This window comes from Bradyrhizobium sp. CCBAU 45394, assembly GCF_028128655.1.
Taxonomy (GTDB): domain Bacteria; phylum Pseudomonadota; class Alphaproteobacteria; order Rhizobiales; family Xanthobacteraceae; genus Bradyrhizobium; species Bradyrhizobium diazoefficiens.
Genome location: NZ_LBIX01000008.1, coordinates 251,492 through 278,006, shown reverse-complemented (window position 1 = coordinate 278,006; position 26,515 = coordinate 251,492). Strand labels below are relative to the sequence as shown.

Below are 26,515 nucleotides of genomic sequence, written 5' to 3'. Positions count from 1 at the left end.
CCAGGGTCCAATTCGGTCTCGTGTGCGGCAGAGTTTGGAAGAGGGGCAACCGCCCGGCCGGGCGCGCGCCTTTCTGCGTGATGTGGTCCGGGAGGCCCCACTGCCGTCGCTGCTCGTCGCCTTCATGCTTGGCTATCTGATGGCGCGTCGTTAGCTGGGAGATCGCGGTCGAGCGCAAGAACGTCGAGCAGGGGCGAAGAGCCTCCTGAAAGCAGCGTGCCCAGCAGTTCCGCCGCGAGGAAGCTAAAGGTAATCCCGTTGCCGCCATAGCCGAAGGCGGCAAGGATATTCCTGTAGCCGGGCACAGCGCCAATCAGCGGCAACCCGTCACGGGTGGTATCGAACGCGCCGGACCAGGTGAAGGCCACCTCGGTGGATGCGCGGGGCCAAAGCGCCTTCAGGCGCTCCTTGAGCGCTCTTACCTTTGCCGGCGTCGCGGCAGCGCGAGCTTCGGGATCGATGATGGCATCATCATCTTCGCCACCAAAGATGACGCGGCCATCCGGCGTAGTGCGCGCATAGTGATAGTTGCGGGTCGCTTCCCAGATCAGCGCTTGCTCGGGCCACAGAGCGTTCGGCCGACGTCGGGTCGCGATTGCCCAGCTGGAGGCTGGCTGGTTCGATGTGGAGCCCACAATATTCGGCATCACATAGCCGGTCGCGAGCACGACATGGCGCGCTTCGATCGAAAGCCCGTTTTCAAGGCCGACGGTCACAGTTGACGCCGCGCTGTCGTAGGCAACCGCGTTGGCCTTCAGGAGGCGGGCGCCGCGTTGGAGAGAGACATCAAGTAGGCCACGTGTGAGTCGCACCGGATCGGCGTCGGCTGCGTCCCTTGACAAAAGGGCGCCTGCCCGCGCGATGCCGAAGCGGTTGAGCAGCTCGACACGATCGAGAAACAGTGTCGGCAGATCAGCGCGGCTCCTCAGGGCATATTCATTCCGAACAAGCTTCGGACTGTCATCGACGGCCAAATAAAGCGAAAGACGTGGCCGCATCTGGCAGGCAATTCCGTGATCGGTGACCAGGGCAAGTAAGCCCCGCGCGGCATGGTGGCTAGCCCGATAGCAGCGGACCGCTTTCTCGAAGTTATAGAGCTGCGCGAGTTCAAAGAGAGGACGGTCGGTCTCCCAGAGCAGCATCGCGGTGCTCGCAACTGTGCTGCCGAGGCTGGGAAGCTCGCGATCGATGATGACCACCTGACGACCTTGCCGTGTCAGGCGTTCGGCCACCAGAGCACCCGTTATGCCGGCGCCGATTACCAGAGCATCGCAACGAAAGCTGTCGGCGATAGGCTTTATCGGTGGGGGAGGTAGGGCCGCCCAAGGGGTGCGGGAGCTGCGCAGATCATCCTGCTCGATGTCTTCGTCCTTAAAGATGGAACTCTCCCGAGAGCATAGAAGCAGTTTCGTTAGACCTTTACGGGTCGCAAGGCGGACACGGCTGGTGCATTGATCGGTTGTCCGTTTGGCGCAAAGATCGAGCCGTGGCATGGACAGTCCCAGCAGGTCTCGAAGCTGTTCCAGTGCAGATGACAACCGATATGCGTGCAGCTTGCCGAATGAAGGTGCAGTTCGCCGGCCTTGTCCCTGTAGGCGGCAATCTTTTCGAAGCCCCGCCGTAGGATGGCGCCCTCACCCGGCTCAATCTTCTCAAGGGAGGCAATTTCACCCGGTGCCACATACTCGGCAAGGTTTTGTAGGATGGTCAGGTTCTCGCGCAAGAAATTCCTGGCGGCCGCAAGTGGTGTGCGGCCAGGCGCATATACAGCACTCCAGGGGTTGTGCTCGCCGAGAATAAGGGACGTGTTCAGCATCGCGCCCATCACGCCATGGGTCAGCCCTTGGCCGGAATCCCCCATCGCGAGGTAGATGCGTTCGCTGCCAGGCTCGCGGCCGATGAAGCCGGCATAGTCAATGGTATCGAGAACCTGGCCGGACCAGCGGTGTGTGACCCTGCCAAGGCCCGGGATCAATTCGCGCGCCCAGCTCTCCAATTTGGCAAAGCGCTTCTCGGCGTCATTTGCTTCACCGCTCTTGTGGTCTTCGCCGCCGATAAGGACGACGTCATGATCGTCGGAACCTAGTTGCAGCCGCACATAGTGATAGGGATCCTCGGTATCCCAATAGAGCGCGTCGGGGAGTTCGCCCCGTGCAATCGCGAAAGCGAGCACGTAGGTGCGGTAGGGAGCGACTTTGGAATGCAGTTGATAGCGGTCGGTAATTGAGGCGTTGGTCGCGATCACGGCGTTACCGGCCGTAATCTGCCCTTGTGCGGTTCGGAGCGTAACGTCGCCATCTCCTTGCGCAACCTCTTCGACCGGACTGTTAGCGAAGAAGCGGACGCCGTGGGTCTGGCAAACTGCGGCCACGCCGGCAAGATATTTGAGGGGGTGGAAGGTCGCCTGGCGCGGATAGCGAAGCACATGACGGTTCTCACATCCCTTGAGAGGAACGCCGACCAGCCGATGGACGGGGGCACCGACTTCGCGCACCGCTTCCAGCTCCTCATCGAGCACATCGGCCGGCATGCCGTGGCCCTGAAAGAGATACCCATCGAGACGCCGAAAGTCGCAGGCGATGGTTTCGCTCGCCTGGATTTCCTCGATACGATCGACGGCCGCCGCCTGACTTTCGTAGAACAGCTTTGCGATTTCCGGGCCACGCAGCTTCCTGAATTCACTCATCAGATCATCGCAAAGCGGCGCAAGATGCGCCGAGGTGCGCGCCGTCATACCGCTCGCGATGCCCTTACGGTCGATGACAATCACCGACTGATCACGCTTGGAGAGCTCGTAGGCGGTCGACAGACCGGCAATCCCCGAGCCGACAACGGCTACATCGCAATGCACATCACCTTTGAGCGCACTCGCCTCCGGCAATATCTCGGTATCCATCCATAGCGAGGTGCTGACCATGCAAAACTCCGCAAAAAAGCAAAACACCGGCTTGATGCTAGAGTTCCTTCTTGCCACGCGGCCGGCCGCCGCAACTCCGTTCCCCCGCAGCGCGAATCGTCAATCCCGAAGACGCGAGGGGGTCCTTGGGCGGCCGCTGGACGGAGCCGCGGAGGAACAAGGTTCGCAAGCGCGCGTTCCCATGCCTTAAGAATGAGGAGGGAAGCTATGGGATTCTTCACAAAAGACCTCAAAACAATGGATGACTTGCTCCTACACGGCTTGCAGGACATTTATTACTCCGAGCAGCAGATCATAAAGGCGCTCCCGAAAATGATCGAGAAGGCGACCAACCGCGATCTGGTGGCGGGCCTCAAGAACCATTTGGAAGAAACTAACAAGCAGATCGAGCGTCTCGAAAAGGCTTTTGAGAAGCTGGGCAAGGGGCCGAGCGGCACGCAATGTCCCGCTATCGACGGTCTGATCAAAGAAGCGAACGAGACGGCTGGCGAGATCGAAGATAAGACGGTGCTTGACGCGGCGATTGTCGCGAACGCGCAGGCCGTCGAGCATTACGAGATATGCCGTTACGGTACGCTGATTGCCTGGGCGGAAGAACTTGGCCACGACGATATCGTGCGATTTTTGACCACAAATCTGAACGAAGAGAAGGCGGCGAACACCAAGCTCAATACCGTCGCACTGCGCAAGGGCGTCAACAAGAAAGCGTCCACCGCCGCGTGATGTCAGCAGGGGGCCTGACCGACGCGATTTCGTCGGGCCCGTCCCCGTTGTCGGTGCGAAATGCGTGATCGACTGTTGCGATGACCGATCTGACGAAATTGCCGAGTTGGGCCGACGACGATAATATCTTCGCCGTGGTCGAAACGCCGCGGGGCAGCTCGTGCAAACTTGATTTCGATCCCAAGCTTGGCGTTTTTGCCCTGGCGAAGCCGCTGATGGCAGGTCTGACCTATCCCTACGACTGGGGCTTCATTCCCTCGACGAAAGCCGAGGACGGCGATCCGCTGGATGTGCTGATCCTGCATGACGCGCAGACATACCCCGGTGTCGTGCTGCGCTGTCGTCCAGTTGGCATTCTTGAGGTCGAACAGAAAAGCAAGGGCAAGAAGGAACGAAACGACCGCGTGTTTGCGGTGCCTGACCGATCACCGCTCGAAACGGATATCAAGGACGTCCGCAAACTGCCTTCCCGCGCGCGCGACGACCTTGAACAATTCTTTCGGGCGACGAATGCGCTTGAGAACAAGGAGCTGGAATTTCTCGGATGGCATGGTCCACGCCGGGCGGCTAAGGCAATCCGGCGTCTGGCCCGCTAGAGGCGTAGGCTTGCTGAACGCAGTCTGATACTGGCTGCAGTCAGGGCTCGTCCGAATCCTTTGTGTGCTTCCGCCTCTTTGGAAGCGCTGAGCGCCCCAGCGCGCCTCTTATATTCCTCAGCCAGCGCCTCGATCTTCGCGGCCGCATCTCGATCATTAATGGATGCGGCCACCCCAGCGTTCGCGCGCTGGGGATTTTGCTTCTGCGTGGGGCGAACCACGCCGACGGGCCTATCACGTCGTACTCGTCGAGTCGGTCCCTTATCGGGTCTCCGTCCAATGGCGGCCTTGGCGGCCGCTTCTTGAAATGCCCGCGGATCGGCAGCGGGATCAAGAGACGCTTGCACATCTGATGGAGGGCGTACTCTGAAAGTGGCTTGCTCCAGAGCAGATCGCGGTGCGGCCCGCTCAATTCCTCGATGTCGGTTTCCAGCCATAGGACTGGCGCGGAATTTGGCCAGTGACGTCGATGTCCTTCTCGTCAGAGAGGCGCCAGGCCGCCACTCCAAAGCAGACGGTCAAAATTACCGCGGTAACTAGCAGAAGCGTCGACAGAAACTGGCTCACTCCTACACCCCGGAACGTGGCGCGTGGTTGAGCCACCATGAACTGTCGATTCGGAAAATACAGAAGCGTTGACCTAATGGCAGAATGTCCCCAAGCTTCTGCGAGGGAGAGCGCATGTTGCTCGTGAGTTGCACCGTTAGCCGACGATAACGATGGATATTGTTTCGGTGCGCGCGAAAAGTGCGTCGAACATCATGTTGGCCCATCGCGTCGGTTAGTCCGATGCAGCGGTTTGTCTGGAGTTGGAGGCAAAGCTTCGACACGCGCCTGCGCACCGATGTTCCGAAGATCGCGCGGAGGCTGATCCCATGCCGGAAGAACCGGAGCAATCAGTGGGAGAGGCGATGGCCTCGATGCCTGCAGCACCGCCGTCCGACGCCAAGAAAGAGCCGCCGGCGCGCAAACGCGCAGAAGTTCGCCCGCAGGCGAAGCGGTGGACGAAAATCCGTGAGGAGGCCAGCCGAACCACGGCTGGCGTTCGGCCGGCACGACTTCTTCACCGGCGGATGGTGGTGACCTGCAATATCCTGCTCCACGAAGGCCGCGCCCGTTCGGAGCGCGGCCTGACGGGGGCCTCAAGGGACGGCGCCGTATCACCAGTGGTGATGATGCCAGTGGTGCCGCACGACCGGATAGGCGCCGCGGTAATAGGCGTAGGCGGGCCGGACGACGCGGCGGTACCGGTAGCCATAGGACACCGGCGCGGTGTAGTAGGTCGTGGCGTAGCCGCCGCCCCAGCGGTAGGGCGCATCGTACCCATAGTCATAGGCGTAGGGTCCGCCATAGTATCCGGCGCCGTAGTAGCCCGGACCGTAGTCGTAGTAGCCCGGCCCCCAGGCATACGCCGAGGAGGCAAGCCCGCCGATCACCGCGCCGGCGATCAGGCCGCCGGCTATACCCGGTCCCCAGCCACCTCGCCAATGAGCCTCGGCGGGCGACGTCGCCGCGATCGAGCCGAGACCGAGAGCGCCGACCGTCGCCGCCACCATTGCAATCTTCTTCATCGGATTCCTCCTCTCCACGTTTCTGGCCCGGCCAGACAACGGGAAAAATAGGCAATGGTTGCTGGTTGCCCCGGTGCCGAGGGGCAATGGTGCTCGGCGCCGGGACGTCGTCACTTGAGAGTTTCGAGCTTGGAACACAAACATTTCGACCGAAGACCGGTTCAATCCGCGTGCGGTGCGGCGACTTTTCGGAGCTTGCCGAGCTGGACTTCGAGTGTAGACTTGGCCAGATATTGGGGCGCTTAACACTGTTGATTTCGGCGCCCCCGCGATTGCGCTACGATTATTTCTCCTTTTGGGGCCTCCCATGTTCTATCCGGCAACGACCGCGCTTCTGCGCGCCGTTCTCGACGAAGTCTGCGCAGACGTCTCGCGCTATGAGACCGGCGCACGCAGCTTCGTGGCATCCAGGATTCTGGAAGCCGCCACGAACGGCGACACTTCGCGCGAGAGACTAAAGCAGGTCGGCTGCGAGGCTCTCCACGACGCACCGACGATGTGGCGGTAGCGGAAGGGAGCCGGGGCGTGAACTTCCAGGTCACCGTGCTCAAGATCCTCGTGAGCTATCCCGATGGATTCGCAGTCATGGCGGACCTCAAGCGCGACATGGCGATCCTTGCGACGAGCGGACGTGACTGGGTAGAGCGCACCAAGCGCCTGGCCGCGCGCGTGCCGGATCTGGATATCTTCTCGCAAGGACTGGTCGAGCGACTGAACGGTGGCTGGCGCATAACCGAGAAGGGCCGGGTAGTGCTGGAATTCATGGAAGCGCGGCCTCGCGAACTGGAGCCCACAAGCGAAGGCCTCGGAGCCGAACCTTCATCTCTAGCCCCCGCGCCCCGACCTCACGCCTCCACAACGTCCGGCCGAAGCAACCGACTGCAACGCCGCCGAGCCGCCCGCGAGCGGGCGCGAGGGAGGGCCTCCTGACTCCTCCTCGCGGATCTCCGCCGGTATTTCGAGGCTTCGGGAAAAACTAGAAACTTTCCGAACCCTCTTGAGTTGCCTGCGATTGGTGCGGTCGCCGGAGGTGAAGATGGTCGACGAAGTCGCCTTGATGAGGGCCGCGGAGACCGCCTGGACGGTGTACCGGGCGAGGCACCCCGACGTCGATGCACAGGACAGCCGTCGCTGCCTGCTCGAGCGCCACCTGCAAAGGAGAGGGGATGAGCGAGAGAGCGATGCCGAAGAACTCGCCAGCTTCGGGATAGCCTACCTGCACCGGCTTCCCGAAGACGAATGTTGACGGGGATGAAAATGCTCGCCGCACGCGTGGCTCGCGGAAGCACAAGGCCGAGTTGGACAATGCTCGCGATTTCATCCCTCATTTCCGCGACTATCGTGACGGTCCTGCGGTTCGTGCTCGGGGCCTAGCCGATGCGGATTGCCCAGCTTGCTCCGTTGGCCGAGAGCGTTCCTCCAAAGCTGTATGGTGGCACGGAGCGGGTGATCGCCTGGCTGATGGACGAACTGGTCGAGCTCGGACACGACGTCACCCTGTTCGCGAGCGGAGATTCGAAGACGAAGGGAAAGCTCCACCCGGTGTGGCCGCGCGCACTGCGCCTGGGCCGGAGGGGCGCGGACCCGAGCGCCGCCTGCGCGTTGCTGATAGAAGCCATTGCCGAGCGCGCGAGCGACTTCGACGTGATCCACTCCCACGTCGACTGGTTGCCACTTCCTGTGCTCAGCCGGACCGGGGTGCCTTTCCTCACGACGATGCACGGCCGCCTCGACCTTCCCGGTCTATCGAAGGTGATCGGGGCCTTTCCGAACGCGGGCTTCGTCTCGATTTCCGACAACCAGCGTCGGCCGCTTCCGGATGCGAACTGGATCGCAACGATCCAGCACGGCATGCCCAAGGACCTGCTTCGGCCCTCTTACGACCATGGTTCGTACCTGGCTTTTCTCGGGCGGCTGACGGCAGACAAGGGACCGGAAGCCGCCATACGTATCGCGCGGGCCGCGCGGATGCCGCTGCGGGTCGCCGCCAAGATTCCTCGCGCGGAGACGGCCTACTTCAAGAAGAAGCTCGAACCGAACATCGATGGTGAAGAGATCCGGCTCGTCGGCGAGGTGGACGAAATCAGGAAGCAGCCCTTCCTCGCCGGGGCCGCCGCGTTGCTGTTTCCGATCAATTGGCCGGAGCCCTTCGGGCTCGTCATGATCGAAGCGATGGCGTGTGGGACGCCTGTGATCGCTTACCGGTGGGGCTCGGTGCCCGAAGTGGTGGAAGACGGCGTGACCGGCTTTATCGTCGACAACGAGGAGCAGGCGATCGCGGCGGTGAACGAACTGGGCCGGCTGGACAGAAGAGCAGTCCGCGCCCGGTTCGAGGAGCGCTTCGCCGCGAGCCGGATGGCGAGGGAGTACGAGATCCGATATCGCGAGTTGGTCGATCGCGGAGTCCGCGCAGCCGAGAGTGTTCAGATACCTGGAGGAGACGAAGGATTCGCGAAAGGGGCAGCACAGTCTTCCCGACCTGTCGGAACGGCTTCGGACTCTGGTCGTTGAGTTGGCGATCGAGGACACATGAAAACCATTATTTCCGCAACGGCAGCTTTCGTTCTGCTCGCAACGACGGCGGCTCTTGCGGATGAGGCGCCTCCTCCGCAGCCGCAGGTCCAGCCGGCAAGCGATTCCACGAAGGAAGCGGAAGTCTGTTCGAAGCAGGTTTGGCCGCATTTCTCGGAAGCCTGCCTCCGCTCCGACGGTAAGCGCATTCCCGTCCGGCTTGTTACCACCGAACGTCGGTAGCGCACCGGCGTCCGCAGCGCGGATCGAATCCTTCGCGAGAGCACCGTTCTGAACAAGAGTCAATTCAGGAACAAGTGGCAGCCCCGGGCGTTGGCGCCGGCATCTGTACGGATGTTGGCTCACGTTGGAGGAGATAATCGATGAAAAGCTTTCTTGCCGTCGCTCTGCTTGGCACTGCTGTGATCGGCGGCGCTGCGTACGCGCAAACCACTCAGCCGGCCGATCGCGCCGCGCCGGCGGCCACCCACTCGGCCGATGCGAAGATCGCGCTCAAGGGAAATTGGCGCGCCTCGAAGCTCATGGGCCTGAACGTCTACAACGAGGCCAACGAGAAGCTCGGCGACATCAACGAGCTGCTCGTCGACAAGAGCGGTAAGATCAACGCGGTGGTGATCGGCATCGGCGGTTTTTTGGGGATGGGTGAGCACGACATCGCCGTCTCGATGGACAAGCTGAAGTTCGTCGAAGAGCCGGTCCGGACCAGTTCGAGCAGCACCTCGACCACGTCGCGCGACACCACCACCGGCGCCGCAGCGACAACCACCACGAACCGCAGCACGAACGATTGGGTCCCTGACCACGCCGTCATGAGTGGCAACAAGGAGCAATTGAAGGCGCTCCCGCAGTTCAAATACTCAGATTACAACTAAATGGGACGAGAGTTCAGAGATGAGGGCCCCATCACGGGGCCCTTTTTTGTCCGCCGTGAGCCACCGACGGTTGTCGGGAAAAAAAGACCCGCCCGGATCATCGGGCGGGTCGTCGTTCAGTGCATGTGAATTAAGAAATAGCCGAGGCCACCAATAACGAGGACGGCAGGAACGGCCCACAAAATGAGTACGGGCATTTCCTCCAATTGCTGTCCGAACGCTTCCGAGTGGCCGCCTGAAGCCCGCGATATTTACTGTTCGGTGCACACCTTGGTGGTCTTCACCGCGGATTCGGCCTCGACCTTGGTCTTGTAGACGCCGTTGCCCACCACCGTCGTGGTCGTAGTGGTCGGCTTGGTGTCGACGACAGTGCACTTCTTTGTGGTCGCGTCGCGCACGATGTAGAACTCGGCGGCGCTGGCGGCCTGCGTGCCGAGGGCGAAAGCGGCAAGCGCGCCGCACACAATCAGCTTCTTCATGGTGTGTCCTCCTCAAATGATTCGTAAGTAGTCACTGCCAACGGCGTGGTTTGACTGAAGTTCCGTTTGTTCGCGGCTGCAGCGCCCCAGCGCCATTTCGGCACAACCGCGATCTTGGGCCTACCGGAAGAAATTCACCTCCCGCCGCCACGAGAGCTGCCGGGTTTTCCCGAAAAGGAACCGCGTGCCGCATCGGAGGTTGATCGACATCCGCATTTAGGAGGTTCAGATGGACAAGCGTTTATTCTTGGCTACGACGGCTGCTGTCGCGATCGCGACTTCGGCTCTTGCGCAATCTTCTCCGAGCACGTCGAACTCCAATCCGTCAACTACGCAGCGTCAGCCGGATTCCACCTCGACGACGCCGTCCTCTTCAACACCTTCGGGATCCGCGCAGACCAATCCTTCGACCAATTCGGCCCAGACGCAGTCTCCGTCATCGACCGGCCAGAGCGCTGCAGGCCAAACGACCAATTCCGGTACGGGCACCAACACCACGCAGGCGCCCACCTCGAACAACTCGACCAATCAGGCGCAGACCAGCCAGCCCTCCAACCAGACCAATGCGCCTTCGGACCAGACGCAGACCAACCCGCCTACGGACAACCGGGCGCAGAGCGCGAACCCGCCAGCTTCGGGCGCCAGTCAGGCGCAGTCTCCGACGGGTAGTAACTCGACGAACACGGCCGAGCAGCCGAGCACCCAGCAGAATACGGCCGATCGTTCGTCGAACACGAACGTGAATGCCTCGGTGAACATCAATGATCAGCAGCGGACACGGATCAGCACGTCGATTTCGCACCTCAACGTGCAGCCCCTCAACAACGTGAATTTCTCGTTGTCCGTGGGCACTGCCGTGCCGCGGGATGTCCGTCTGCAGCCGCTGCCGGCGGAGGTCGTCGAGATCGTGCCCCAGTACCGGGGCTACAACTTCGTCCTGGTGAAGGACGAAGTCGTGATCGTGGAGCCCTCCAGCTACAAGATCGTCGCGGTCCTGCCGTACTCGGGCCGGTCCACGGCGGCCGCTCCGGCGCGCACCGAGCAGCGGAAGACCACGTTCAGCGATCGTGATCGCGAGGTGATCCGCAAGCACGTCAAGGCGCGTCCCGTCGAGCGCGAGCGGCAAACGACCGGCAGCACAGTGCGAACTGAGATCCGCCGGGGCGAGCGCCTACCGGACGGCGTGGAAATCGATGCCTTCCCCGACGAGGTCTATCGCGAGGCGCCGAGCCTGCGGGAGTACCGATACATTCACCGGGATAGCCGAACCTACATCGTCGAACCGCAGGAACGTCGCATCATCGAAGAGATCGACTGATTTCGCCAAGGAAGGAGAACATTCATGAAGATCATTGCACTGGGAATGCTCGCCGCCTCCCTTTTGGGATCGGCTGCGAGCGCCGCCCCGCTCAGCGGCTTCAGCTTCGGCAACCCGTAGCCGGTTACCAAGAAAGGGCCGCTCTCCGAGCGGCCCTTTCGATACGGTCGACATTGCGGTGATCGGATGTCCGCTCTTGCGAAGCTGCTGGGACAGAAAGAGCAATTGCTGGCGCGGCTTGAAGCCGGACCCGGCGCGAACGAGCGCGCCGAAATCCAGGCGCTCCTCGCCAAGATCGATACGGCGCTGAAGCTTCTCGGGTCCAAGGACTCTCGGAGCAGAGCCGACGGATAGCTAAGGACCGGGCCGTTACACGCTACCTCAACACTAGCCTCCTCTCGACACCCGACAACCGAAAGCCCCAGCTCGGGGGCCGGGGTGTGAGCTGAGGCCAATTCGAGCTATCGTTCCTTCCGCGTCCCAGAGACGTTTCGAGTCCAGTCGCCCAGGAAACGCGCGAAGGTCCCCGTTCTCCTCTGCGACGCCTTTCTTCGCCGCCGGCCGCCTGCAAACTCCCTGAACGTAGCAAGCGCAGACTACGGAAGTTAAGATTTGCTGCTAAGATGCAATGCTCCCTCAGCAGATCAGTGCTACGCTGCGCCCTGTAGAGGGATAACAATTGGTCATCTACCGGATACTTCAAAACTCGCCTCTGGGGCCCGAAGAGATCACACGGCTTTCGAGAGCTTACGAAGAGGCGCTGCGTTCGATTGGCGTACAGGATCGGAACGACCCTCTCACCGAGTTGATCGCCAAGAAGATCATCGAGATCGGTCAGACGGGCCTCAAGGACCCCTCCGAAATCTGCGTTCGGGCCGTAGAGGAACTGGGCCTGCCCAAAGGGTGATTACGCGGCAAAGGGCATGGTGCGCCCAAGCTGCGGATCCTAGGTGGTCCAGGCTGCGGCGATCGCAGGTTAAGCTAGGCCGCGAGTAGACCGGCTAACTCGGCGGCGCTCCCTTTTCCTCGCCAAGCTCTTTGACCATCCGGACGATCTCGTGCGGATGGAAGGGCTTCCACACGATGCGGCTCCCGGGAACGGGACGTGAAGTGGCGGGAGAGAAGCCCTGGCGTAGATGACCGGCAGTTCCGGATCCTGCTCGCGGAAGCGCTCCGCTAATTGCCATCCATCGACCTGTCCGGGTAGCCTGACGTCGGTGACCAGCACACCCGCGGCGTGGCGCTTGCACCAGGCCAGCGCTTCCTCCCCAGTGCTCGCGTGGATCACGTGATAGCCTGCCTCGCGCAGCGCTTCGACGATGAATTCGCGGATCAAAGGGTCGTCCTCGACAAGAAGTACGCTCGCTGGCGGCTCATATCCGATAGCATTTGTTCTCATGTCGAACGGCCAAAATGCGTAGCCGTTCCTGGGTAGCCCGCCGACGAGTATGACTGGAAGCCGGTTCTGGTGGTCTTATGATGGCTGCGGAAGTCCCCTTGAAGGCGGGCTCGTGGAGGCGTCAGGGTTTCGGAGTTGGTTGCGACGCGGGGCGGGACGGGCTGCGGTGCAGGGCGGTCGCGGGCTGCTGGGGAGGCGCGGCAGACGGCTGATCGTTTCCGCCGTAAGGGACACATGTACCGAGGTTGCTCAGCGGCCGCCCGGAGGTCACGTGCCTTCGGATACTCACGTCGCCGGTCGATGTTTGCTGCGGCCCATCGATCCCCTGCCTCGAACGCGTCAGCGTGGTGCTTTCGCATCTGCTTCTCGGCAGAGAGGCATTGATGGCGAAGGATCAGGCCTCTTGGAACGTAATTGGCCTCGCGGCTTTTCCTGGTATGAAGGGATGCAGCCGGCTCGCTGCCTATGTCTCGGTGGGGGTCTGCGAAGGAGGAGGTTTGATGAAAGCGACAGCTCTGGCGATGGCCATTTTCGCTGTCTCGGCCGCTTCGGTTTCGGCGCAGCCCGTAAGGTGGACGACCTACCGCATTCCACAGACCGGCACGTCGGTCGACTTCCCTTATTCGATCTTCACCGAAGAAGCGGGCCGGCCGGACGGTTACGGGCAACGCTTTCGAACTGCCGACGGCCGCGCCGACCTCACGATACAGGCTGCTCCCAACGTCGGGAGCGATTCGCCCGCTGTTTTCCTCGCGAAAAAAGGACTGCCGGCGCGCATTCAGTACAAGAGAGTGACGCCGCGGTTTTTTGCGGTTTCCAGCTACAAGGGCGACAAGGTCTGGTATGACCGCTGCAACTTCTCCGGCGGGTTGGTCCATTGCGTGCTGATCAATTATCCGGCCAGCGAAGAGCGCGCCTGGGATGGGATCGTTACGCGCATCAGCCTCTCGCTGAATGGCGGGTGATCCATCCGTCTTCGCGTCGGGCGACGGTTTCTGGAATCTTGGGCTCGGCGTTCGGCCAAGCCGGCCAAGAAGCCGGAGAAAGTATCGGCTGGCCAGAAGGAAATGCTGATGTCGATCACCGGGAAGAAGCCGGCGAAGGAAATGGCCGCCAAGAAGCCCTCGGCCAAGCCGCAGCGGAAGTCGGACTGACCCCCTTGTAGGAGGCCGCATGGATATGAAAGAAGTTTCGGCAATGACGGAACCCTCCGGGTTGACGGACGCTCAGGGCGGCATCGAGCGGGCATCGGAAGCTGGGCCGAGTGGCCGGGCGGAGCCGCGAGTATTTCAAAGGCACTCACCCCAATCGGACATGGCGGTGCGCTGGGCCGACCAGTTGCGCGAGGTGACCGTGAAAGCCCCCCTGCAGTCGCTCTTCGTCGCGTTCCTGCTGGGTCTCTGGGTCGCGCGCCGGCGCTAGGAAATCCGCGGGCCGGCACGCTCCATGGCCAGGAAGCTCAAGACATTTCGGACCTCGCTGGGCTTCTACGATCTTGCGATCGCGGCGCCCTCGATGAAGGCGCCGCTGGAGGCGTGGGGCGCCGACAGCAATCTCTTCCATCAGGGCGTCGCCAAAGAGACGGACGATCCGGATGTGGTCGCCGCGACGATGTCGAAGCCGGGCGTGGTCCTCAAGCGGCCGGCGGGGTCGTCCGGACGTTTTGCCGAGCACTCCGATCTACCAATCAATCTGGAGTCCGGCGAGAACCGAATTCAGCGTGAAAAGCGTCGGCCTAAGCCGGCGAAGCGAACCGCTCCCAAGATCAGCGAGCGGGAAGAACGTTGGACAGCACGATGACCCAATCTTCCCGCATCAGGCCGTACACGGCCCAGAGGCCGAGCCCCAGCGTCAGTGCCGTCAGCATGCCGAGCGAAAGATCGTCCGTGGAATTGCGCGGCCAGGCTTTCCGAACCTGCGGAATGTAGGAGAGCGATGCAAGGAAAGCGGCGATGTTGCCGAGGTAGGTGGAGAGAGAGAGAGAGAGAGAGAGAGAGAGAGCCGGACATGGTCCGTCAACGGGGGCGACTAGCGGCCGTTCCTCGGCGCGAACGCTTGGCACCCAGAGAGCTGCCCCGCGTTTTAGGATTCCCTGTTGAATTTCAGAGGATCGATGTCCCTTCTCACCGTGAAACCGACCAAGATCGACGAGAGGATCGCGCGGACGGTGGCGCGCAAGACTAACCGTCGTGCGGAAACGGTCGCCCGCGGGTTGACCTGGGGCGCCGACGAGAAAATCCTTCTGGCCTTGGCGGCAGCGGGTTGGATCCTGTCACGTACGCAAGGAGAGCCTTTGCGCCGCGCCGGCAATCATGCGCTGCTTGTGGCCGCTGCGGCCTCCGTGCTTCCGCACTTGTTGAAGTCGGTCTTCGACCAAACGCGTCCGGACCGGAAGACGGTGTTGGGGCATGTTCACGGGATCTCGTTTTCCGGCAAACGCGAAGACGCCTTTCCGTCGGGACACGCCCTGCACATGGGCGCGCTGGCATCGGCGGCGGGGCCACTTCCGGCAGGGCCCCGCCGGGCGATCCGCGCGCTGGCGGTGGGCCTCTGTCTGACGCGCATCGTCGTGCTGGCGCACTGGGCGAGCGACGTCGTCGCCGGCTTCGCCCTTGGTGCGGCGCTCGAACGAATGCTTCGCCTATGGACGGGCTATCCCGTCAAGGAGACAGATGATGCCGCTACTTGAGGACCTTAAGGAATACGCCGAACGCGCCACCGGTCTTCGTCGCCCGGGCAAGCGTCGGGCTTCCGAACTGCCTCGTCCGCGGAAGCCACACGTGGTCCGCTTTAGGGATGACGGCCTTGTGCCCAATCACCCGCGCTGGCCCCTGATGCTGTACCGAAGCGCCGTCAGACTCGACGAGCAGCACGATCCTGCGGCGGTGCTCGAAGACCTGTTCGAAGGCAACGGATGGGGGGATAGCTGGCGCGACGGCATCTACGACTATGTTCACTACCATTCGAGAATCCACGAGGTCCTCGGGATAGCGCGCGGCAAGGGGCGCGTCCGCTTCGGCGGCAACAAGGGGCGGACCTTCACGCTGAAGGCCGGCGACGTCGTAGTCCTGCCCGCTGGGACCGGCCATCAATGCCTGGCGGCGGACAAGGACTCTCTCGTCGTCGGCGCCTATCCGTCGGCAGGCACCTACGACGAGTGCACGACTGTCGAGGACCGTCCGCGCGCGCTGAAGACCATTCCGAATGGTACCGGTGCCGCGCAAGGACCCGGCCTATGGCGGCGCGGGGCCGCTCAAGAAGCTTTGGAAGAGGCCGAAATGACCGAGTACCTCATCCGTTTCCTGATCGGAGGCGCAGTCGTTTTGGCGTTCTCGATGTTGGGCGACGTGCTGAAGCCGAAGAGCTTCGCCGGCCTCTTCGGGGCGGCACCTTCGGTTGCGCTCGCGACACTGGGCATCGCGATTTATGAACATGGCGCCGTCTACGCCGGGGCCCAAAGCCTTTCCATGATGGCCGGCGCGGTCGCGCTGGTGGTCTACAGCATCCTGGTCTGCCAGCTCCTCATGCGCGCCCGGATGCGGGCGTTGCCGGCGACGATCGTCTCTATCGTCGTCTGGTTAGGCGCAGCCTTCGGTCTATGGGCGCTCGCGGGAGGGTACGCGCGAGGCTTCCGATGAAGGTCTCGCCCTCGTCGCTGCGGGAAGGGCGGTGGTACGAATACTTGGTGCGTTTCGGCCTAGGCGGCGCCGCCACCGCGTTCACGGGATTGATCAGCAGTCGTTACGGAGCGTCGATCGGAGGTCTCTTTCTCGCGCTCCCGGCGATCTTCTGCGCCAGCGCGACCTTAATAGAGAAGCACGAACTCCGTCGCAAACGGGAGGCTGGTCTCGAAGGGAGGCGGCGAGGGCGGGAGGCCGCCGCGCTAGATGCCGCCGGTGCCGCACTTGGCGCTCTCGGTATGCTCGCCTTCGCCGCAGTGTTCTGGTTCCTCGTCGAGCGGAGCGTCGCAGGCGCATTCATCGGCGCTTCGCTGGCTTGGCTGACCGTGGCCGTCGCCGCCTGGTTCGTGCGCCGGCAGGTCCGCCTTGCCCGATTGGCACAACGAGACAGCGGCACCGCGTTGTCGCGGTGCCGCTGAAACCGCCTTGAAACTCGATCAGGCCGCGCTCGAAGCCTTGGCGTTGACGCCCTTGCGCGGCGCCACTGTGTTGAGCATGGTGCCGGCCGCCTTCTCTTCGTTCAGATTTGGTGAGGAAGCACACGATATCATCGTGACCAAGCTCCTCGGCCCGGGCGCTCAGCGAGCTGTTCGGAGTGCTCGACGGCCTGCACATTCGCGACGATGGCCTCGCTCTTCAACAGCGACTGGACAACAATCGCAATGATTCTGACAGGCGTCGCGCTTACATACGGCACGCGCGTGCTGGCACTATGGATGTTTGAGAAGGTCTGATCAGGCGCGGGATGGCGGCCATAAGCCAGACCGATAGAGCCACTTCGCCGGCTAATTTGGGGAGCGCTTTGGTAAGGAACTGTGTCGCTCTCCTGCGCGCCTTAATCGTGCCAACGGATGCTCGACTGTCTTTCAACGCTGGCGCTTGGCTCGTGTGCTTGCATCCAGGCGCTGCTTCGCAGCTTCAAGCAGAGTCTCATGCTCCATCGCGGAATGCGCCCTGGTCCTGTCAAATGCACTGCGAGTTAAGCGAACAATCTTGATAGGCTGTAGTTCTGTAAGGCCGTGGGGGCTTGCCTTCTCCTCGCTCGTGATTGGTCGATAGGCGAAGTCTGCCTTACCCCAAGGAAGAACGGACTTCCATGCGACGCGCCGGCCGTTTCGGTGTGGGATGCCCGTGAAGTCTTTAGGTCAGCTCAGGTGACGAAATCCCGGTTTAGTGCGCGACCTGCTTGCCGTCTTCACAAAATCGCCTTGGATGATACAACTCGGCGCCGTGTCGCCACATTCCGCGGCAACGATGCCGTCAAGCAAGCCGAAACTCGCTGCAATGGGCCATTCGAGGCTGAGAGGCAGTTAGACGCGATGGCTGCAAACGCTCTGCATGTGCAAAGTGGAAGCCGGCCGCCGATTGTGCGATGCGTCAATCGAGTCGTCCGCAATGCCGCGATAAGCGCGGGCATTGCCTGCAGGCGATATCGTGTGCCCAGCAAACAACTGTTGGACGAAATGACTGACGAGATGCGGGTGCATCTCCGTGCGGAAAGCAGCCCCTTCAGTGGAACTCGACGAAAGCCTCGATGCCGGGGTTCCTATGATGCGAGGTGAGATTGTTGGCACGCCGTATCTATTCGGGTCGACAAATGAACAGGGCGCAGCGCGCCCAGCAAGGCAATGACCAAGTGCCATAAAAATGAAATGGAGGACGAGCATATGAAGAAACGGTGGGGTTATTTGTCTTTGCCTGTGGTTGTTGCGATTGGTGCGACGTTTGCCGCGTCGTCAACCGTTGCCCAAACTGTGGATACCGCGCGCATCGAGACCGGCGGCCAGAACGACTGGCTGACTTATCACGGTTCCTATAAGTCTTATCACTACAGTCCCCTCTCGCAGATCAATACGAGCAATGTCGGTAACTTAAGCGTTGCCTGGATCCATATTCCGGGACGGTCCACCCGTGGCTTGCAGTCAATGCCGCTTGCGGCCGACGGCGTGCTCTACTACACGGGCTCTTACAGTCGAGTGTTTGCGCTGAACGGCGCGACAGGGGAGGTGATCTGGTCCTATTTCCCCGAACTTGACGAAGCCCTGATCGCGCGGCAGACGCACTCTCCCTATAATCGCGGCGCTGCGCTCGGAGAAGGCAAGGTCTACGTCGGCACGATGGATGGCCGGCTCATCGCGCTTGATATGAAGACTGGAAAGGTCGCCTGGGACACCAAGCTTATCGATTCCCAAAAGCTGACGGTCGGTTTCACCGGCGCGCCCCTCTATGCGAAGGGCACGGTGATCATTGGCGCGCAGGGCGGCGAATGGCCGGGCCGCGGCCCGATCTTTGCTGTCGATGCCGCCACAGGAAAGAAGAAATGGGAGTTCCTGACGGTTGCGGGCACCGACGAAGCCATGAAGACTTGGGGCAGTGACTCCTGGCGCACCGGCGGCGGCGGCGGCTGGATGCCAGGCACCTACGATTCCGAGACTAACACCATCTTGTGGGGCACCGCGAACCCGGCGCCGCTCTACGATTGGTCGGGCTCCGATTACAAGACGCAAGGCGCCCGCCCAGGTGACAATCTCTATACGACCTCAGTGATCGGTCTCGATCTCGATAGCGGCAAACTAAAATTCTATCATCAGGAGCTGCCGCACGACGCATGGGACTTCGACAGCGCGGTCGGTGAGTTTGTAATGCTCGATCGCGACGGGCAGAAGCTCGTGGTGCACCCCAATAAGAGCGGCTACATCTTCGTCTATGACCGTAATTTGGGTATCAAGAATGTCTGGCGGATCACTCAGAACAGCAACTTCGTCAAGGATATCGATCCCAAGACAGGTGAGTTGATCGGCCGTCGCGACTTCTCCGCAGGCAAGGTCAATGAACCCCTCTGCCCGCATATTTCCGGCGGTGTCAGCTTCAACTCGGGTTCATACAATCCGAAGACGGGTCTATACTACAAGCTCGGCCAAGAATGGTGCATGACGCTCGAGGTCATGAAGACCACACCGGTGACCGCGCCCCAAGCCCAGCTCAACATCGGCGCCGACTTTAAGATCGCGCCTCCTCCGGGCGGCGAGATCTACGGTCATCTCGACGCGCGCGACCCGGTGACCGGAATCAAGAAGTGGGAGGTTCGCTACCCCGAGCCGCCGCTTGGAAGCGTGCTATCGACCGGTGGCAATCTCGTCTTCGTGCCTGACTCGCGCGGCACCCTTCATGCTTACGACGCCGAGTCGGGTGCCGAGCTGTGGAGCCATTCCGACGGCACTGGCCACCAGGGCGGCATCGTCAGCTACGCCGTTAACGGCAAGCAATATGTCGCCGTGACCGCGGGCTTCGGCGGCATGGCGTCGGACGACTACGCGCCGACCTTCGGCGGCGTTTACAAGAGCATGCCGCGCGATGATGGCGCGCTCATCGTGTACAGCTTGAAATAGGGGTTTTCGGACAATCTGGCGGGGAGCGACAGAAGCTCGCTCCCCGTGCCTTGGAACGGTCAGGGCTAACGGAAAGTGGAGTTCTGCGTCATGAAATTGAGCTTGATGGCGCTGGCCACTTGGTTCGCATGTGCCACGCCTGTCTCCGCGCAGACGGATTCCGCTGCGCCGGACAACGGGAACTTCGATGTTAAGCAGCTGTTCGCAACGACCTGCGGCTGGTGTCATTCCGATGGCGGCCGCGCGGCGGGTAAGGGACCGCAGCTCATGAACACGACGCGCGATGACGATTTTATTCGCGACCGTATCAAGAACGGCAAACAAGGCGCGATGCCTGCATTCGATTCTACCTTCAGCGATGCTCAGATCGACCAAATCATCAAGTACATCCGGGAATTAAAGCCGCGAGAGGGATGAGCCGGCGAGTCAAACTCCATGCGCAAGGTACGCGGAACAGAACTGATCCTCCCGCTCATCATCGTGGCGGTGGCAGGTTTGCTGGGGCCGGCACGGGCTCGATCCCTCGAGACAATCCGCTCGGCCGGCGTACTTGGGTTATGTGCTCACCCGAACTCGCTTCCATTCGCGAGCAAAGCCGGGGATCCTCCCGGATTTCAGGTTGAATTGGGACAAGCACTGGCGCGGGAGCTCGGCGTCTCCCTGAGGCTTGATTGGATCATTACCCAGTACCAAATGCGTAGCGCTGGCTGTGACATTCTTCTCGATGTGATCGCCGACCGCGAGGCGCAAGGCGAAACTCACTTGAGGATCTCGAAACCGTACTATCGCACGGGCGTCGCGTTGGCCGTGCCATCCGCCAGCACGCTTACGTCGTTCAAGAGCCTCAACGAGCATACCAAGGTCGGGGTGCAGGTCGGGTCCGTCGCAGCCATGATAATTAGTCAGCGGCACGTACCTACATCGACCTTTGGTTTCGAGAGCGACAGTCTCGAGGCCCTTTCGAATAACGAGATCGACGCCGCTGCGGTGACGCCCACCGTGGCGAGCTATTTCAATCTGACGCATCCCGACAAGGCGCTCCGCATCCTTGATCGCGACGAGAGCACGGTGGATCTCAACTGGAATGTCGCCGTCGGCATGGTTCGCCCTGATGATGCCTTACGCGAAGCCATGGATGGAGCTCTCGATCGGTTACGAACCGATGGCACCGTCGATCGGATATACAAGAGCTATGGCGTCGTACTGCAGGCACCAAGGTAGCCGAGCGTGCTGGCGCCACTCAGCAGACGCACTGTTTTGGGAGGGATCGCGGCCGGTGCCACGATGGGAATCGAGCCGGTTTCCGGTCGGGAACTGTGGAATATCGGTCTCCAACTCTACACCGTCCGCGACCCGCTGAAGGCCGACTTCGAAGGAACGCTGAGGAAAGTCGCGAATTTCGGGTATCGCGAGCTGGAGTTTGCCGGCATTCTCGGGAACGACCTGAGGCTCACCCGCAAGCTCCTGCGCAGCCTGGATCTCACCGCACCATCGCTGCATCTCGACTACGCCAGCCTGCGGAACAACGCCAACTCAGCATTCGACATCGCCCATTTGCTCGACAGCCGGTTCGTCGTTTGTCCCTGGCTGGACGTATCGGAAAGGCAAACACTCGATGATTGGCAGCGGATTTGTGACACTCTGAACACGATCGGTGAACTGGCGCAGCGTTCCGGGCTAACGCTTGCCTATCACAATCATGATTTTGAATTCGGGAACTTGGCAGGTGGCATCCAGCCATACGACGTTCTGCTCAGCCGCACCGATGAGCGCTTTGTCATGTTCGAGCTCGATGTTTACTGGGCAACCAAGGGACATCTCGATTCAGCGCGCGTCTTGAGAGGGCATCCATCGCGATTTCGCCTCCTGCACCTGAAGGACATGGCAAAGGACGGATCGACCATCGAACTTGGTCACGGTACGATTAACTTCGCCGAGATACTCGAAGCCGCCGCGGAGAGCGGTGTGCAACATGTTTTCGTCGAACAGGACGTTTCGGCTGATCCGATGCGGAGCATACAGACGAGCATCGCCTTCCTTAAGCATCAGCGACTTCTGACGCGCAGCTCTGTTTTGCCACGTACACCTTGACGATTTCGACACCGGATTGTGATCCCTCGACTTCGGTGGAGGAGCTAAGATTGTGTTGCCGGCTATCCCCTTGCCGGTCCCAATCGAGAGGCTCAGCCCCAGCTTCGAAGGTCCGGAGCTGGGGCTATTCTCAGATCTCAGCTCTGGCATGCGCGATCGTCTTCATCGGCGCGACCACCGACTTCGCCGATACGCGAATGGTTCGGCTGAAGAATCGCGAAGGCAATGCTGACCTCGTGATGGCGTTGCCGTGCTCGAATCCGCGCCTGCGCCCTTACGATCAGATCACGGCAGGTCGCTTCATAGAATACGAGGGCAAGCTCAAGAAACATGTTGAAGTCGGAGTGCAAGGCATCAGACGGTAATTTATTGCCGGGTCGAACGATCGCATTTGCGATACTTGACCCGGGTCCGTTCGATGGGGGAGTTTTGCAAAAAATTGCTGAAGATCTTTGCGTCGATGTTGATCGCCTTCCTCCCAGCGCTTGCTGTCGTCCAACCGGTGTGGGCGAAGCGTAAGTGGCATCCCATCTTGTGCGAAGTCAATGCTCTCTTGTTCTTGGTCCGACCGAAGCCCTTATCCGAATAGCCAGCGCCAGAAGCGTTGCCAGAAGTTTGCTGGTGTCTCTCCTGCGAAGAATTGATTTTTGGTCTCGCGCTCCCGGGTGCGCGCCGCAGCGATCTTGTCGTCCGACCATGGGACGTCCCAAGCAACTGCGTTCTGTCGTATCCAGTAAACCTATCAGACCTCCCTGGGCTTCTTCGATCTGGCGACCGCCGCTCCCTCCATGAAAGCGGTTCTGGAAGTCCGTTCACCAGGCTTGACCGGAAGTCCTCGGTGGCCTGTCAAACCGACGCGATTGACCTGAACTGCCCACCATCCTTGCGACGCGCACCGATGCACGCCAGCGTCGGGCTGGGAGAAGGGGCAGGTCGAGAACCAGGTCGGGCTGGTCAGGGAACGCTTCTTCACGCCGCGGCTGCGGTTCAAAAACCTCGACGAGTTAAACGCCTGGCTGCTCGACAAATGCATCGCTTACGCCAAGGCTCATCGCCATCCGGAACTGGTCGATCGGACGACCTGGGAAGTGTTCGAAGCCGAACGCCGCAAACTCGTTGCCTATGCCGGCCGCTTCGACGGCTTCCATGCGGTGACGGCGTCGGTCTCGAAGACCTGCCTGGTGCGCTTCGACAACAACAAGTACTCGGTCGCAGCATCGTTGCCGAGCACCCGGGATCCTTTGGCCGCGGCGATACCGTCTACGGCCCCTGGCATATGTGCCGGTGCTCGCCCGCAAACCCGGCGCCTTGCGCAAGGGTGCTCCCTTCAAAGACTGGGTGCTGCCAGCCGCGATCGAGCGGATCCGGCGCAAGCTTGCCAGCACCGACGATGGCAATCGGCAGATGGTCGACATCCTCAACGCGGTGCTGACTGACGGTCTGCCCGCGGTGGAAGCGTCCTGTGCCGAAGCGCTCAGTCACAGCGTCCATTCCGCCGATGTCGTTCTCAATATCCTGGCCCGTCAACGTGAACCCGACCCACCGGCCAACATTATGACGCCGGCCGCACTGACGCTCCGTCATGCACCGATCGCCGATCGTGCCCGCTACGACAACCTCCGGAGGACCATCTGATGGAACGATTGATTTTATGACGGCCCATTTTTCAGACGGGGGCTCATGAGCGTCAAAGCCATGATGGCGACCATTCTCCAAGACCAGATGACGTTGCGTGGCGTGAATTCGCTGTCGCCCTCCGACTATGAGCAGATCGTCGAACTGCTGATTGAACAGCTCAGAGAGCTTGAGCTGGCGGCGCGAGAGGTGACCGACACGCGCGAGCGTTAGCCGACGAGCTGGCTGATGACCGAGGAAAAGCGCAATCAGGCTGAGGCGCGACGAATTGCAAAGGTCCCCTACCTTAGCTCGGACCGCTGCTTGTGTCGCGATGACATCAAATGATCCGGCTGCGGCGCCGCTCAAGCCGCTACGACGCGCAAAGAGGACATTCACCGTCAGCGGCTTCACTTAGCTGCCGACCAATCTCGCCCATCAGAGCCTTCGGCTCCGTGGACGATCTGACCGGTGACGTCTCCCACGTGATGCAGCAGAAAGACAAGTTGTCCGCCGTCGTCGTGGACCGGCGTGTTGATCGGCTGCCAATGGCACTCCACGAAGGAACCGGCCGTGTCCTTGATGTCGTAGCGCTGGACGGCCATGGCGTGCGGCCTCCCGGTCTGCGCGACCGTCTTCAGCGAATTGTACAGGTTCGTGACGCCGTCCGCGAACGGTTGGTCCGGATCGTCCGGGAAGACCTCGAACAGTGAGCGTCCGAGGATGTCGGCTCGACTTGTAAAGGTCACGACGGCATACGCGGCGTTCACGTCGACAATCTGTAGCCCGGGTCCGGGATCGAGCAGCAGATAAGGATGTGGCGAGGTCCGCGAGAAACGCCTCCCGGATCCGCGAAGCGTCCGCGCCGGGGAGCTGAGGGCCCCGACGCTCGCGGCATCGAGCACCGCCAGTTCGCGCAACTGACTAGCCAGCAGTTTTTCCAGCGTCCTCCGCTGGATTTAGTCGGGCGCGTCTTCCAGCAGTTTGCGGAAATGCGCGATGTTCTGCTCGCAAATGAACTTCTTCATGTTTCCGTCGGTCGGGTGATGTGGGGCCCACCCGCTGCGATCCCGGCGCAGCCTTGGGCCCGTTCGGTCCGATGAAGTGACGGAAAGATGCCACGGGACGCAAGGAGCGTCCAGCGGCCTCGCTGCGGCGTGAGATGCCTCGGCCGCGTCGCGTGCGGCTTCTTCCGAACAATCCCGTGTAGAGGCAGATCAGGAACAACAAGAAGTGAACGGTTGCTCACCACGCCAGCCGTCAGGTTCTGAGTTCGGATGCCGCGCCTGCGCGGTAACTTCCGGCCTCGCATTTCATTCCTCCCGAGCCCAGAGGCTCGAATTGCTCACACTCGCCGAGGGATTTGCCGACCATGTCGCCGAGCGGTCTCCTCACGCGATCTTGAACCGCAGCGGCGCTATCGCCGGGACGTTTCCTCGGAAGCCGGGTTATTGCCTTAGGGGTCTTCAAGCGCGCTGCAGCATGCCTCGTACCAATCAAATTCCGTCTTGCCCGCGTTGCAGGACGCCGATGACGTTGGCCACGCCTCGAACAGGCAAAGGGTCTCCAGTTTGGCGATGTTTCAAATGCGAAGCGGTGGATCGATTCCGGTTTGAGCCGCGGTCCGGTGCGCCGAAGATCATCGACCAATCTTGATTATAGCGCGCTCAAGTCGTCCGGCACCTCGCCGAACTTCCGGATCACCTTGGCGTCGCCGAAGTCGCCGCTGGCCGGATCTCCGGTCCGCGAGAAGGCGACCGCGCCCATGACGCCGGGCTTGCGCGAGAGGGTCTCGGCGCGCATCACGGCGGCGGTGGCTGAGAGGCACTCCGTCGCCTCGCCGACGGCGATTCCATCGTCGGCGGCCACGAAGGGCAGGGCAACGTAGGAGGTGACGTCCATCGCGGTCACTCCTTGCGATCGCGCGATCGATCGAACCGGCCTCGCGCATAGCCGGTGGAGACCGACGCTTGTAGCGCCTCGAGCTCTGCCTCGAGAAAACCGTTGGCCACCAGCAGCGCCTTCACCGCCTCCCGGGCGTCCCCGCGGCAGGTCGCGATGGCCTGGTCGGCGGCGAACTCAAGATCGCCCTCGGAGGGCGCAGCGGGTTCGGGTGCAGCGAGCATGATAGATGTTCGTGTTTTGTTCAATGAGAGTCAAGCGGGCGAACGAACGGCAAGCTCAGGCACGCTCTGCCGAATTCGTCCGCCCGCCCCAAAAAGGGGCGCCGAACCTGCGCTAGATCAAGGTAAAAATACCTACGGAACAGATCGCGAAAGTTCGCTAGCCCCATAGCGGAGGAATGAAATGGGCATCCTCGGTCGGGCATCGTGTCGGAACCAGGCTGCCACGTTCGTCTTGAATCCAAGCCGCCCTGAACTGGAGTTCTGCGTACATGGCCCCGCGCGCCAACTGGAAAGGCTTCCTGCGTCTGTCCCTCGTCACCTGTCCGGTCGCGCTGTATCCGGCGACCTCCGAGAGCGAGAAGATCTCATTCAACCAGCTCAACCGGCAGACCGGCCACCGCGTCAAGTATCTGAAGGTCGACGCCGACACCGGCGACGAGGTGGCCAACGAGGACATCGTCAAGGGCTACATGCTCGACAAGGACCAGTTCATCGAGGTGACGAAGGAGGAGCTCGAGGAGATCGCGTTGGAATCCACGCGCACCATCGAGATCGATGAGTTCGTAGACAAGACCGACATCGACCCGCGTTACCTGATCCGGCCCTACTATCTGCGGCCAGACGGCAAAGTCGGGCACGACGCCTTCGCCGTGATCCGCGAGACCATCCGTGAGATGGACAAGGTCGCGATCGGTCGCGTGGTGCTGACCAACCGCGAGCACATCATCGCCCTCGAGCCGATGGACAAGGGGCTCGTCGGCACCCTGCTGCGCTACCCCTACGAAGTACGCTCGGAGCTTGAATATTTCGACGAGATCCAGGACGTGAAGGTCACGAAGGACATGCTCGATCTCGCCAGGCACATCGTGAACCAGAAGGCCGGTCGGTTTGACCCCGGCAAGTTCGAGGACCACTACGAGACCGCGCTGATCGACCTCATCAACAGCAAGCGCAGCGGCAAGCCGATCACTCCGAAGGAGAAGCCCGCATCGACCAACGTCGTCGACCTGATGGAGGCGCTGCGCCGAAGCGTCGGCGGCGCTGCGGCAGAAGCCAAGGTTCCGAAGAAGCTGGCCAAGAAGCCGCGGAAGGCGGCGGCCGGCCAGAAGGAAATGCTGATGTCGATCGCAGGCAAGAAGCCCGCGAAGGAGGCGGCGGCGAAGAAGCCCACGGCCAAGCCGCAGCGGAGGTCGGCGTAGTTCTCACGA

31 protein-coding genes and 4 pseudogenes are annotated in these 26,515 nt (G+C 61.5%); 24 read left to right on the top strand and 11 right to left on the bottom strand.

Features of this window, described 5'->3' with window-relative positions; all coding sequences use genetic code 11:
- Positions 1 to 122 precede the first annotated feature (122 nt).
- Both WN73_RS05630 and WN73_RS05625 read right to left on the bottom strand, forming a co-directional pair.
- Complete coding sequence (locus tag WN73_RS05630; RefSeq protein WP_011090377.1) at positions 123 to 1,493, bottom strand: NAD(P)/FAD-dependent oxidoreductase; 1,371 nt, start codon at positions 1,491 to 1,493, stop codon at positions 123 to 125.
- Positions 1,412 to 2,917 (bottom strand): FAD-dependent oxidoreductase, encoded by a 1,506-nt coding sequence (locus WN73_RS05625; protein ID WP_028175740.1) that lies wholly within the window; start codon positions 2,915 to 2,917, stop codon positions 1,412 to 1,414. Before WN73_RS05625 ends, WN73_RS05630 begins: the two co-directional genes overlap by 82 nt.
- A 207-nt stretch (positions 2,918 to 3,124) precedes the next feature.
- On the opposite strand from WN73_RS05625, the gene WN73_RS05620 reads away from it, so the two are divergent.
- Together WN73_RS05620 and WN73_RS05615 are read left to right on the top strand one after the other, a co-directional pair.
- On the top strand, positions 3,125 to 3,640 hold the full coding sequence (locus WN73_RS05620) for a YciE/YciF ferroxidase family protein (RefSeq protein WP_011090375.1): 516 nt from the start codon (positions 3,125 to 3,127) through the stop codon (positions 3,638 to 3,640).
- A gap of 80 nt (positions 3,641 to 3,720) precedes the next feature.
- The gene (locus WN73_RS05615; protein WP_011090374.1) at positions 3,721 to 4,236 is read left to right on the top strand and encodes an inorganic diphosphatase; all 516 of its coding nucleotides are present in this window, start codon (positions 3,721 to 3,723) and stop codon (positions 4,234 to 4,236) included.
- A 1,160-nt stretch (positions 4,237 to 5,396) separates the two neighbouring features.
- On the opposite strand, the gene WN73_RS05610 is transcribed toward WN73_RS05615, so the two are convergent.
- Positions 5,397 to 5,807: a hypothetical protein gene (locus WN73_RS05610; protein ID WP_028175741.1), complete on the bottom strand. Its 411-nt coding sequence runs from the start codon at positions 5,805 to 5,807 to the stop codon at positions 5,397 to 5,399.
- Positions 5,808 to 6,114: 307 nt separating this feature from the next.
- Here WN73_RS05610 and WN73_RS05605 point away from each other — a divergent pair, with 307 nt between their 5' ends.
- From WN73_RS05605 to WN73_RS05585, 5 genes are all read left to right on the top strand, one after another.
- Positions 6,115 to 6,315 carry a hypothetical protein gene (locus WN73_RS05605; protein ID WP_028175742.1) on the top strand — a complete coding sequence of 67 codons (201 nt, stop codon included), beginning with the start codon at positions 6,115 to 6,117 and terminating at the stop codon, positions 6,313 to 6,315.
- A gap of 17 nt (positions 6,316 to 6,332) precedes the next feature.
- Positions 6,333 to 6,737, top strand: coding sequence for a hypothetical protein (locus tag WN73_RS05600; protein WP_038967338.1), 405 nt, complete (start codon positions 6,333 to 6,335; stop codon positions 6,735 to 6,737).
- 106 nt (positions 6,738 to 6,843) lie between these two features.
- The gene (locus tag WN73_RS05595; RefSeq protein ID WP_028175743.1) at positions 6,844 to 7,053 is read left to right on the top strand and encodes a hypothetical protein; all 210 of its coding nucleotides are present in this window, start codon (positions 6,844 to 6,846) and stop codon (positions 7,051 to 7,053) included.
- Between the two features lie 131 nt (positions 7,054 to 7,184).
- A complete protein-coding gene (locus WN73_RS05590) occupies positions 7,185 to 8,318 on the top strand; it encodes a glycosyltransferase family 4 protein (RefSeq protein ID WP_028175744.1) in 1,134 nt (377 codons plus the stop codon).
- Between the two features lie 383 nt (positions 8,319 to 8,701).
- Positions 8,702 to 9,211: a PRC-barrel domain-containing protein gene (locus WN73_RS05585; protein ID WP_011090371.1), complete on the top strand. Its 510-nt coding sequence runs from the start codon at positions 8,702 to 8,704 to the stop codon at positions 9,209 to 9,211.
- A gap of 251 nt (positions 9,212 to 9,462) precedes the next feature.
- Here WN73_RS05585 and WN73_RS05580 read toward each other — a convergent pair whose 3' ends face one another.
- Positions 9,463 to 9,690 carry a hypothetical protein gene (locus WN73_RS05580; protein ID WP_011090370.1) on the bottom strand — a complete coding sequence of 76 codons (228 nt, stop codon included), beginning with the start codon at positions 9,688 to 9,690 and terminating at the stop codon, positions 9,463 to 9,465.
- A gap of 229 nt (positions 9,691 to 9,919) precedes the next feature.
- On the opposite strand from WN73_RS05580, the gene WN73_RS05575 reads away from it, so the two are divergent.
- The 3 genes from WN73_RS05575 (at position 9,920) to WN73_RS05565 (ending at position 11,915) form a co-directional block, all read left to right on the top strand.
- A complete protein-coding gene (locus tag WN73_RS05575; protein WP_049832594.1) occupies positions 9,920 to 11,008 on the top strand; it encodes a DUF1236 domain-containing protein in 1,089 nt (362 codons plus the stop codon).
- A gap of 186 nt (positions 11,009 to 11,194) precedes the next feature.
- Positions 11,195 to 11,362, top strand: coding sequence for a hypothetical protein (locus tag WN73_RS05570; protein WP_166466005.1), 168 nt, complete (start codon positions 11,195 to 11,197; stop codon positions 11,360 to 11,362).
- 325 nt (positions 11,363 to 11,687) lie between these two features.
- Positions 11,688 to 11,915 (top strand): hypothetical protein, encoded by a 228-nt coding sequence (locus WN73_RS05565; protein WP_028175746.1) that lies wholly within the window; start codon positions 11,688 to 11,690, stop codon positions 11,913 to 11,915.
- A 69-nt stretch (positions 11,916 to 11,984) separates the two neighbouring features.
- On the opposite strand, the gene WN73_RS05560 is transcribed toward WN73_RS05565, so the two are convergent.
- The gene (locus WN73_RS05560; protein WP_231166523.1) at positions 11,985 to 12,407 is read right to left on the bottom strand and encodes a response regulator transcription factor; all 423 of its coding nucleotides are present in this window, start codon (positions 12,405 to 12,407) and stop codon (positions 11,985 to 11,987) included.
- A gap of 500 nt (positions 12,408 to 12,907) precedes the next feature.
- Between WN73_RS05560 and WN73_RS05555 the strand changes: the two genes are divergently transcribed.
- From WN73_RS05555 to WN73_RS05545, 3 genes and pseudogenes are all read left to right on the top strand, one after another.
- Positions 12,908 to 13,372, top strand: coding sequence for a hypothetical protein (locus WN73_RS05555; RefSeq protein WP_028175747.1), 465 nt, complete (start codon positions 12,908 to 12,910; stop codon positions 13,370 to 13,372).
- 208 nt (positions 13,373 to 13,580) lie between these two features.
- The gene (locus WN73_RS05550; RefSeq protein WP_028175748.1) at positions 13,581 to 13,829 is read left to right on the top strand and encodes a hypothetical protein; all 249 of its coding nucleotides are present in this window, start codon (positions 13,581 to 13,583) and stop codon (positions 13,827 to 13,829) included.
- Positions 13,830 to 13,853: 24 nt separating this feature from the next.
- Positions 13,854 to 14,102: pseudogene (locus WN73_RS05545) on the top strand (cell envelope biogenesis protein TolA); the annotation flags it as partial.
- A 70-nt stretch (positions 14,103 to 14,172) separates the two neighbouring features.
- Here the strand turns inward: WN73_RS05545 and WN73_RS05540 are convergent.
- Entirely contained in the window at positions 14,173 to 14,469 is a 297-nt protein-coding gene (locus WN73_RS05540; RefSeq protein WP_271551995.1) for a SemiSWEET family sugar transporter, read from the bottom strand.
- A gap of 51 nt (positions 14,470 to 14,520) precedes the next feature.
- Between WN73_RS05540 and WN73_RS05535 the strand changes: the two genes are divergently transcribed.
- The 4 genes and pseudogenes from WN73_RS05535 (at position 14,521) to WN73_RS05520 (ending at position 16,506) form a co-directional block, all read left to right on the top strand.
- A complete protein-coding gene (locus tag WN73_RS05535; protein ID WP_049832597.1) occupies positions 14,521 to 15,096 on the top strand; it encodes a phosphatase PAP2 family protein in 576 nt (191 codons plus the stop codon).
- Positions 15,083 to 15,689, top strand: a pseudogene (locus WN73_RS05530) (cupin domain-containing protein). The gene WN73_RS05535 and the pseudogene WN73_RS05530 overlap by 14 nt, the downstream one beginning before the upstream one ends.
- Positions 15,686 to 16,045: a DUF3147 family protein gene (locus WN73_RS05525; RefSeq protein ID WP_028175749.1), complete on the top strand. Its 360-nt coding sequence runs from the start codon at positions 15,686 to 15,688 to the stop codon at positions 16,043 to 16,045. The pseudogene WN73_RS05530 and the gene WN73_RS05525 overlap by 4 nt, the downstream one beginning before the upstream one ends.
- Positions 16,042 to 16,506, top strand: coding sequence for a DUF3147 family protein (locus WN73_RS05520; protein WP_028175750.1), 465 nt, complete (start codon positions 16,042 to 16,044; stop codon positions 16,504 to 16,506). The genes WN73_RS05525 and WN73_RS05520 overlap by 4 nt, the downstream gene beginning before the upstream one ends.
- Positions 16,507 to 16,524: 18 nt before the next feature.
- Here the strand turns inward: WN73_RS05520 and WN73_RS05515 are convergent.
- Positions 16,525 to 16,715 (bottom strand): annotated as a pseudogene (locus tag WN73_RS05515) (DUF892 family protein); the annotation flags it as partial.
- 1,039 nt (positions 16,716 to 17,754) lie between these two features.
- Here WN73_RS05515 and WN73_RS05510 point away from each other — a divergent pair.
- The 4 genes from WN73_RS05510 (at position 17,755) to WN73_RS05495 (ending at position 21,567) form a co-directional block, all read left to right on the top strand.
- A complete protein-coding gene (locus tag WN73_RS05510) occupies positions 17,755 to 19,476 on the top strand; it encodes a pyrroloquinoline quinone-dependent dehydrogenase (protein WP_028175751.1) in 1,722 nt (573 codons plus the stop codon).
- A 90-nt stretch (positions 19,477 to 19,566) separates the two neighbouring features.
- Entirely contained in the window at positions 19,567 to 19,893 is a 327-nt protein-coding gene (locus WN73_RS05505; protein WP_162185850.1) for a c-type cytochrome, read from the top strand.
- 18 nt (positions 19,894 to 19,911) lie between these two features.
- On the top strand, positions 19,912 to 20,697 hold the full coding sequence (locus WN73_RS05500; RefSeq protein ID WP_028175753.1) for a substrate-binding periplasmic protein: 786 nt from the start codon (positions 19,912 to 19,914) through the stop codon (positions 20,695 to 20,697).
- 6 nt (positions 20,698 to 20,703) lie between these two features.
- Positions 20,704 to 21,567 (top strand): sugar phosphate isomerase/epimerase family protein, encoded by an 864-nt coding sequence (locus tag WN73_RS05495; protein WP_028175754.1) that lies wholly within the window; start codon positions 20,704 to 20,706, stop codon positions 21,565 to 21,567.
- A 137-nt stretch (positions 21,568 to 21,704) separates the two neighbouring features.
- Here the strand turns inward: WN73_RS05495 and WN73_RS05490 are convergent, their stop codons facing one another.
- On the bottom strand, positions 21,705 to 21,899 hold the full coding sequence (locus tag WN73_RS05490; protein WP_162185849.1) for a hypothetical protein: 195 nt from the start codon (positions 21,897 to 21,899) through the stop codon (positions 21,705 to 21,707).
- A gap of 564 nt (positions 21,900 to 22,463) precedes the next feature.
- Here WN73_RS05490 and WN73_RS05485 point away from each other — a divergent pair.
- Both WN73_RS05485 and WN73_RS05480 read left to right on the top strand, forming a co-directional pair.
- Positions 22,464 to 23,202, top strand: a pseudogene (locus WN73_RS05485) (IS21 family transposase); the annotation flags it as partial.
- Between the two features lie 45 nt (positions 23,203 to 23,247).
- Positions 23,248 to 23,415, top strand: coding sequence for a hypothetical protein (locus WN73_RS05480; RefSeq protein WP_166466006.1), 168 nt, complete (start codon positions 23,248 to 23,250; stop codon positions 23,413 to 23,415).
- A 176-nt stretch (positions 23,416 to 23,591) separates the two neighbouring features.
- On the opposite strand, the gene WN73_RS05475 is transcribed toward WN73_RS05480, so the two are convergent.
- The 3 genes from WN73_RS05475 to WN73_RS05465 all read right to left on the bottom strand — a co-directional run bounded on the left by WN73_RS05475 (position 23,592) and on the right by WN73_RS05465 (position 25,307).
- Positions 23,592 to 24,101, bottom strand: coding sequence for a PAS domain-containing protein (locus WN73_RS05475; protein WP_271551986.1), 510 nt, complete (start codon positions 24,099 to 24,101; stop codon positions 23,592 to 23,594).
- 736 nt (positions 24,102 to 24,837) lie between these two features.
- Positions 24,838 to 25,083: a hypothetical protein gene (locus tag WN73_RS05470; RefSeq protein WP_028175757.1), complete on the bottom strand. Its 246-nt coding sequence runs from the start codon at positions 25,081 to 25,083 to the stop codon at positions 24,838 to 24,840.
- 5 nt (positions 25,084 to 25,088) lie between these two features.
- Positions 25,089 to 25,307 (bottom strand): hypothetical protein, encoded by a 219-nt coding sequence (locus WN73_RS05465; protein WP_028175758.1) that lies wholly within the window; start codon positions 25,305 to 25,307, stop codon positions 25,089 to 25,091.
- A gap of 269 nt (positions 25,308 to 25,576) precedes the next feature.
- Between WN73_RS05465 and ku the strand changes: the two genes are divergently transcribed.
- Positions 25,577 to 26,506 carry a non-homologous end joining protein Ku gene (ku, locus tag WN73_RS05460; protein ID WP_028175759.1) on the top strand — a complete coding sequence of 310 codons (930 nt, stop codon included), beginning with the start codon at positions 25,577 to 25,579 and terminating at the stop codon, positions 26,504 to 26,506.
- The last annotated feature ends 9 nt before the right edge of the window (positions 26,507 to 26,515 follow it).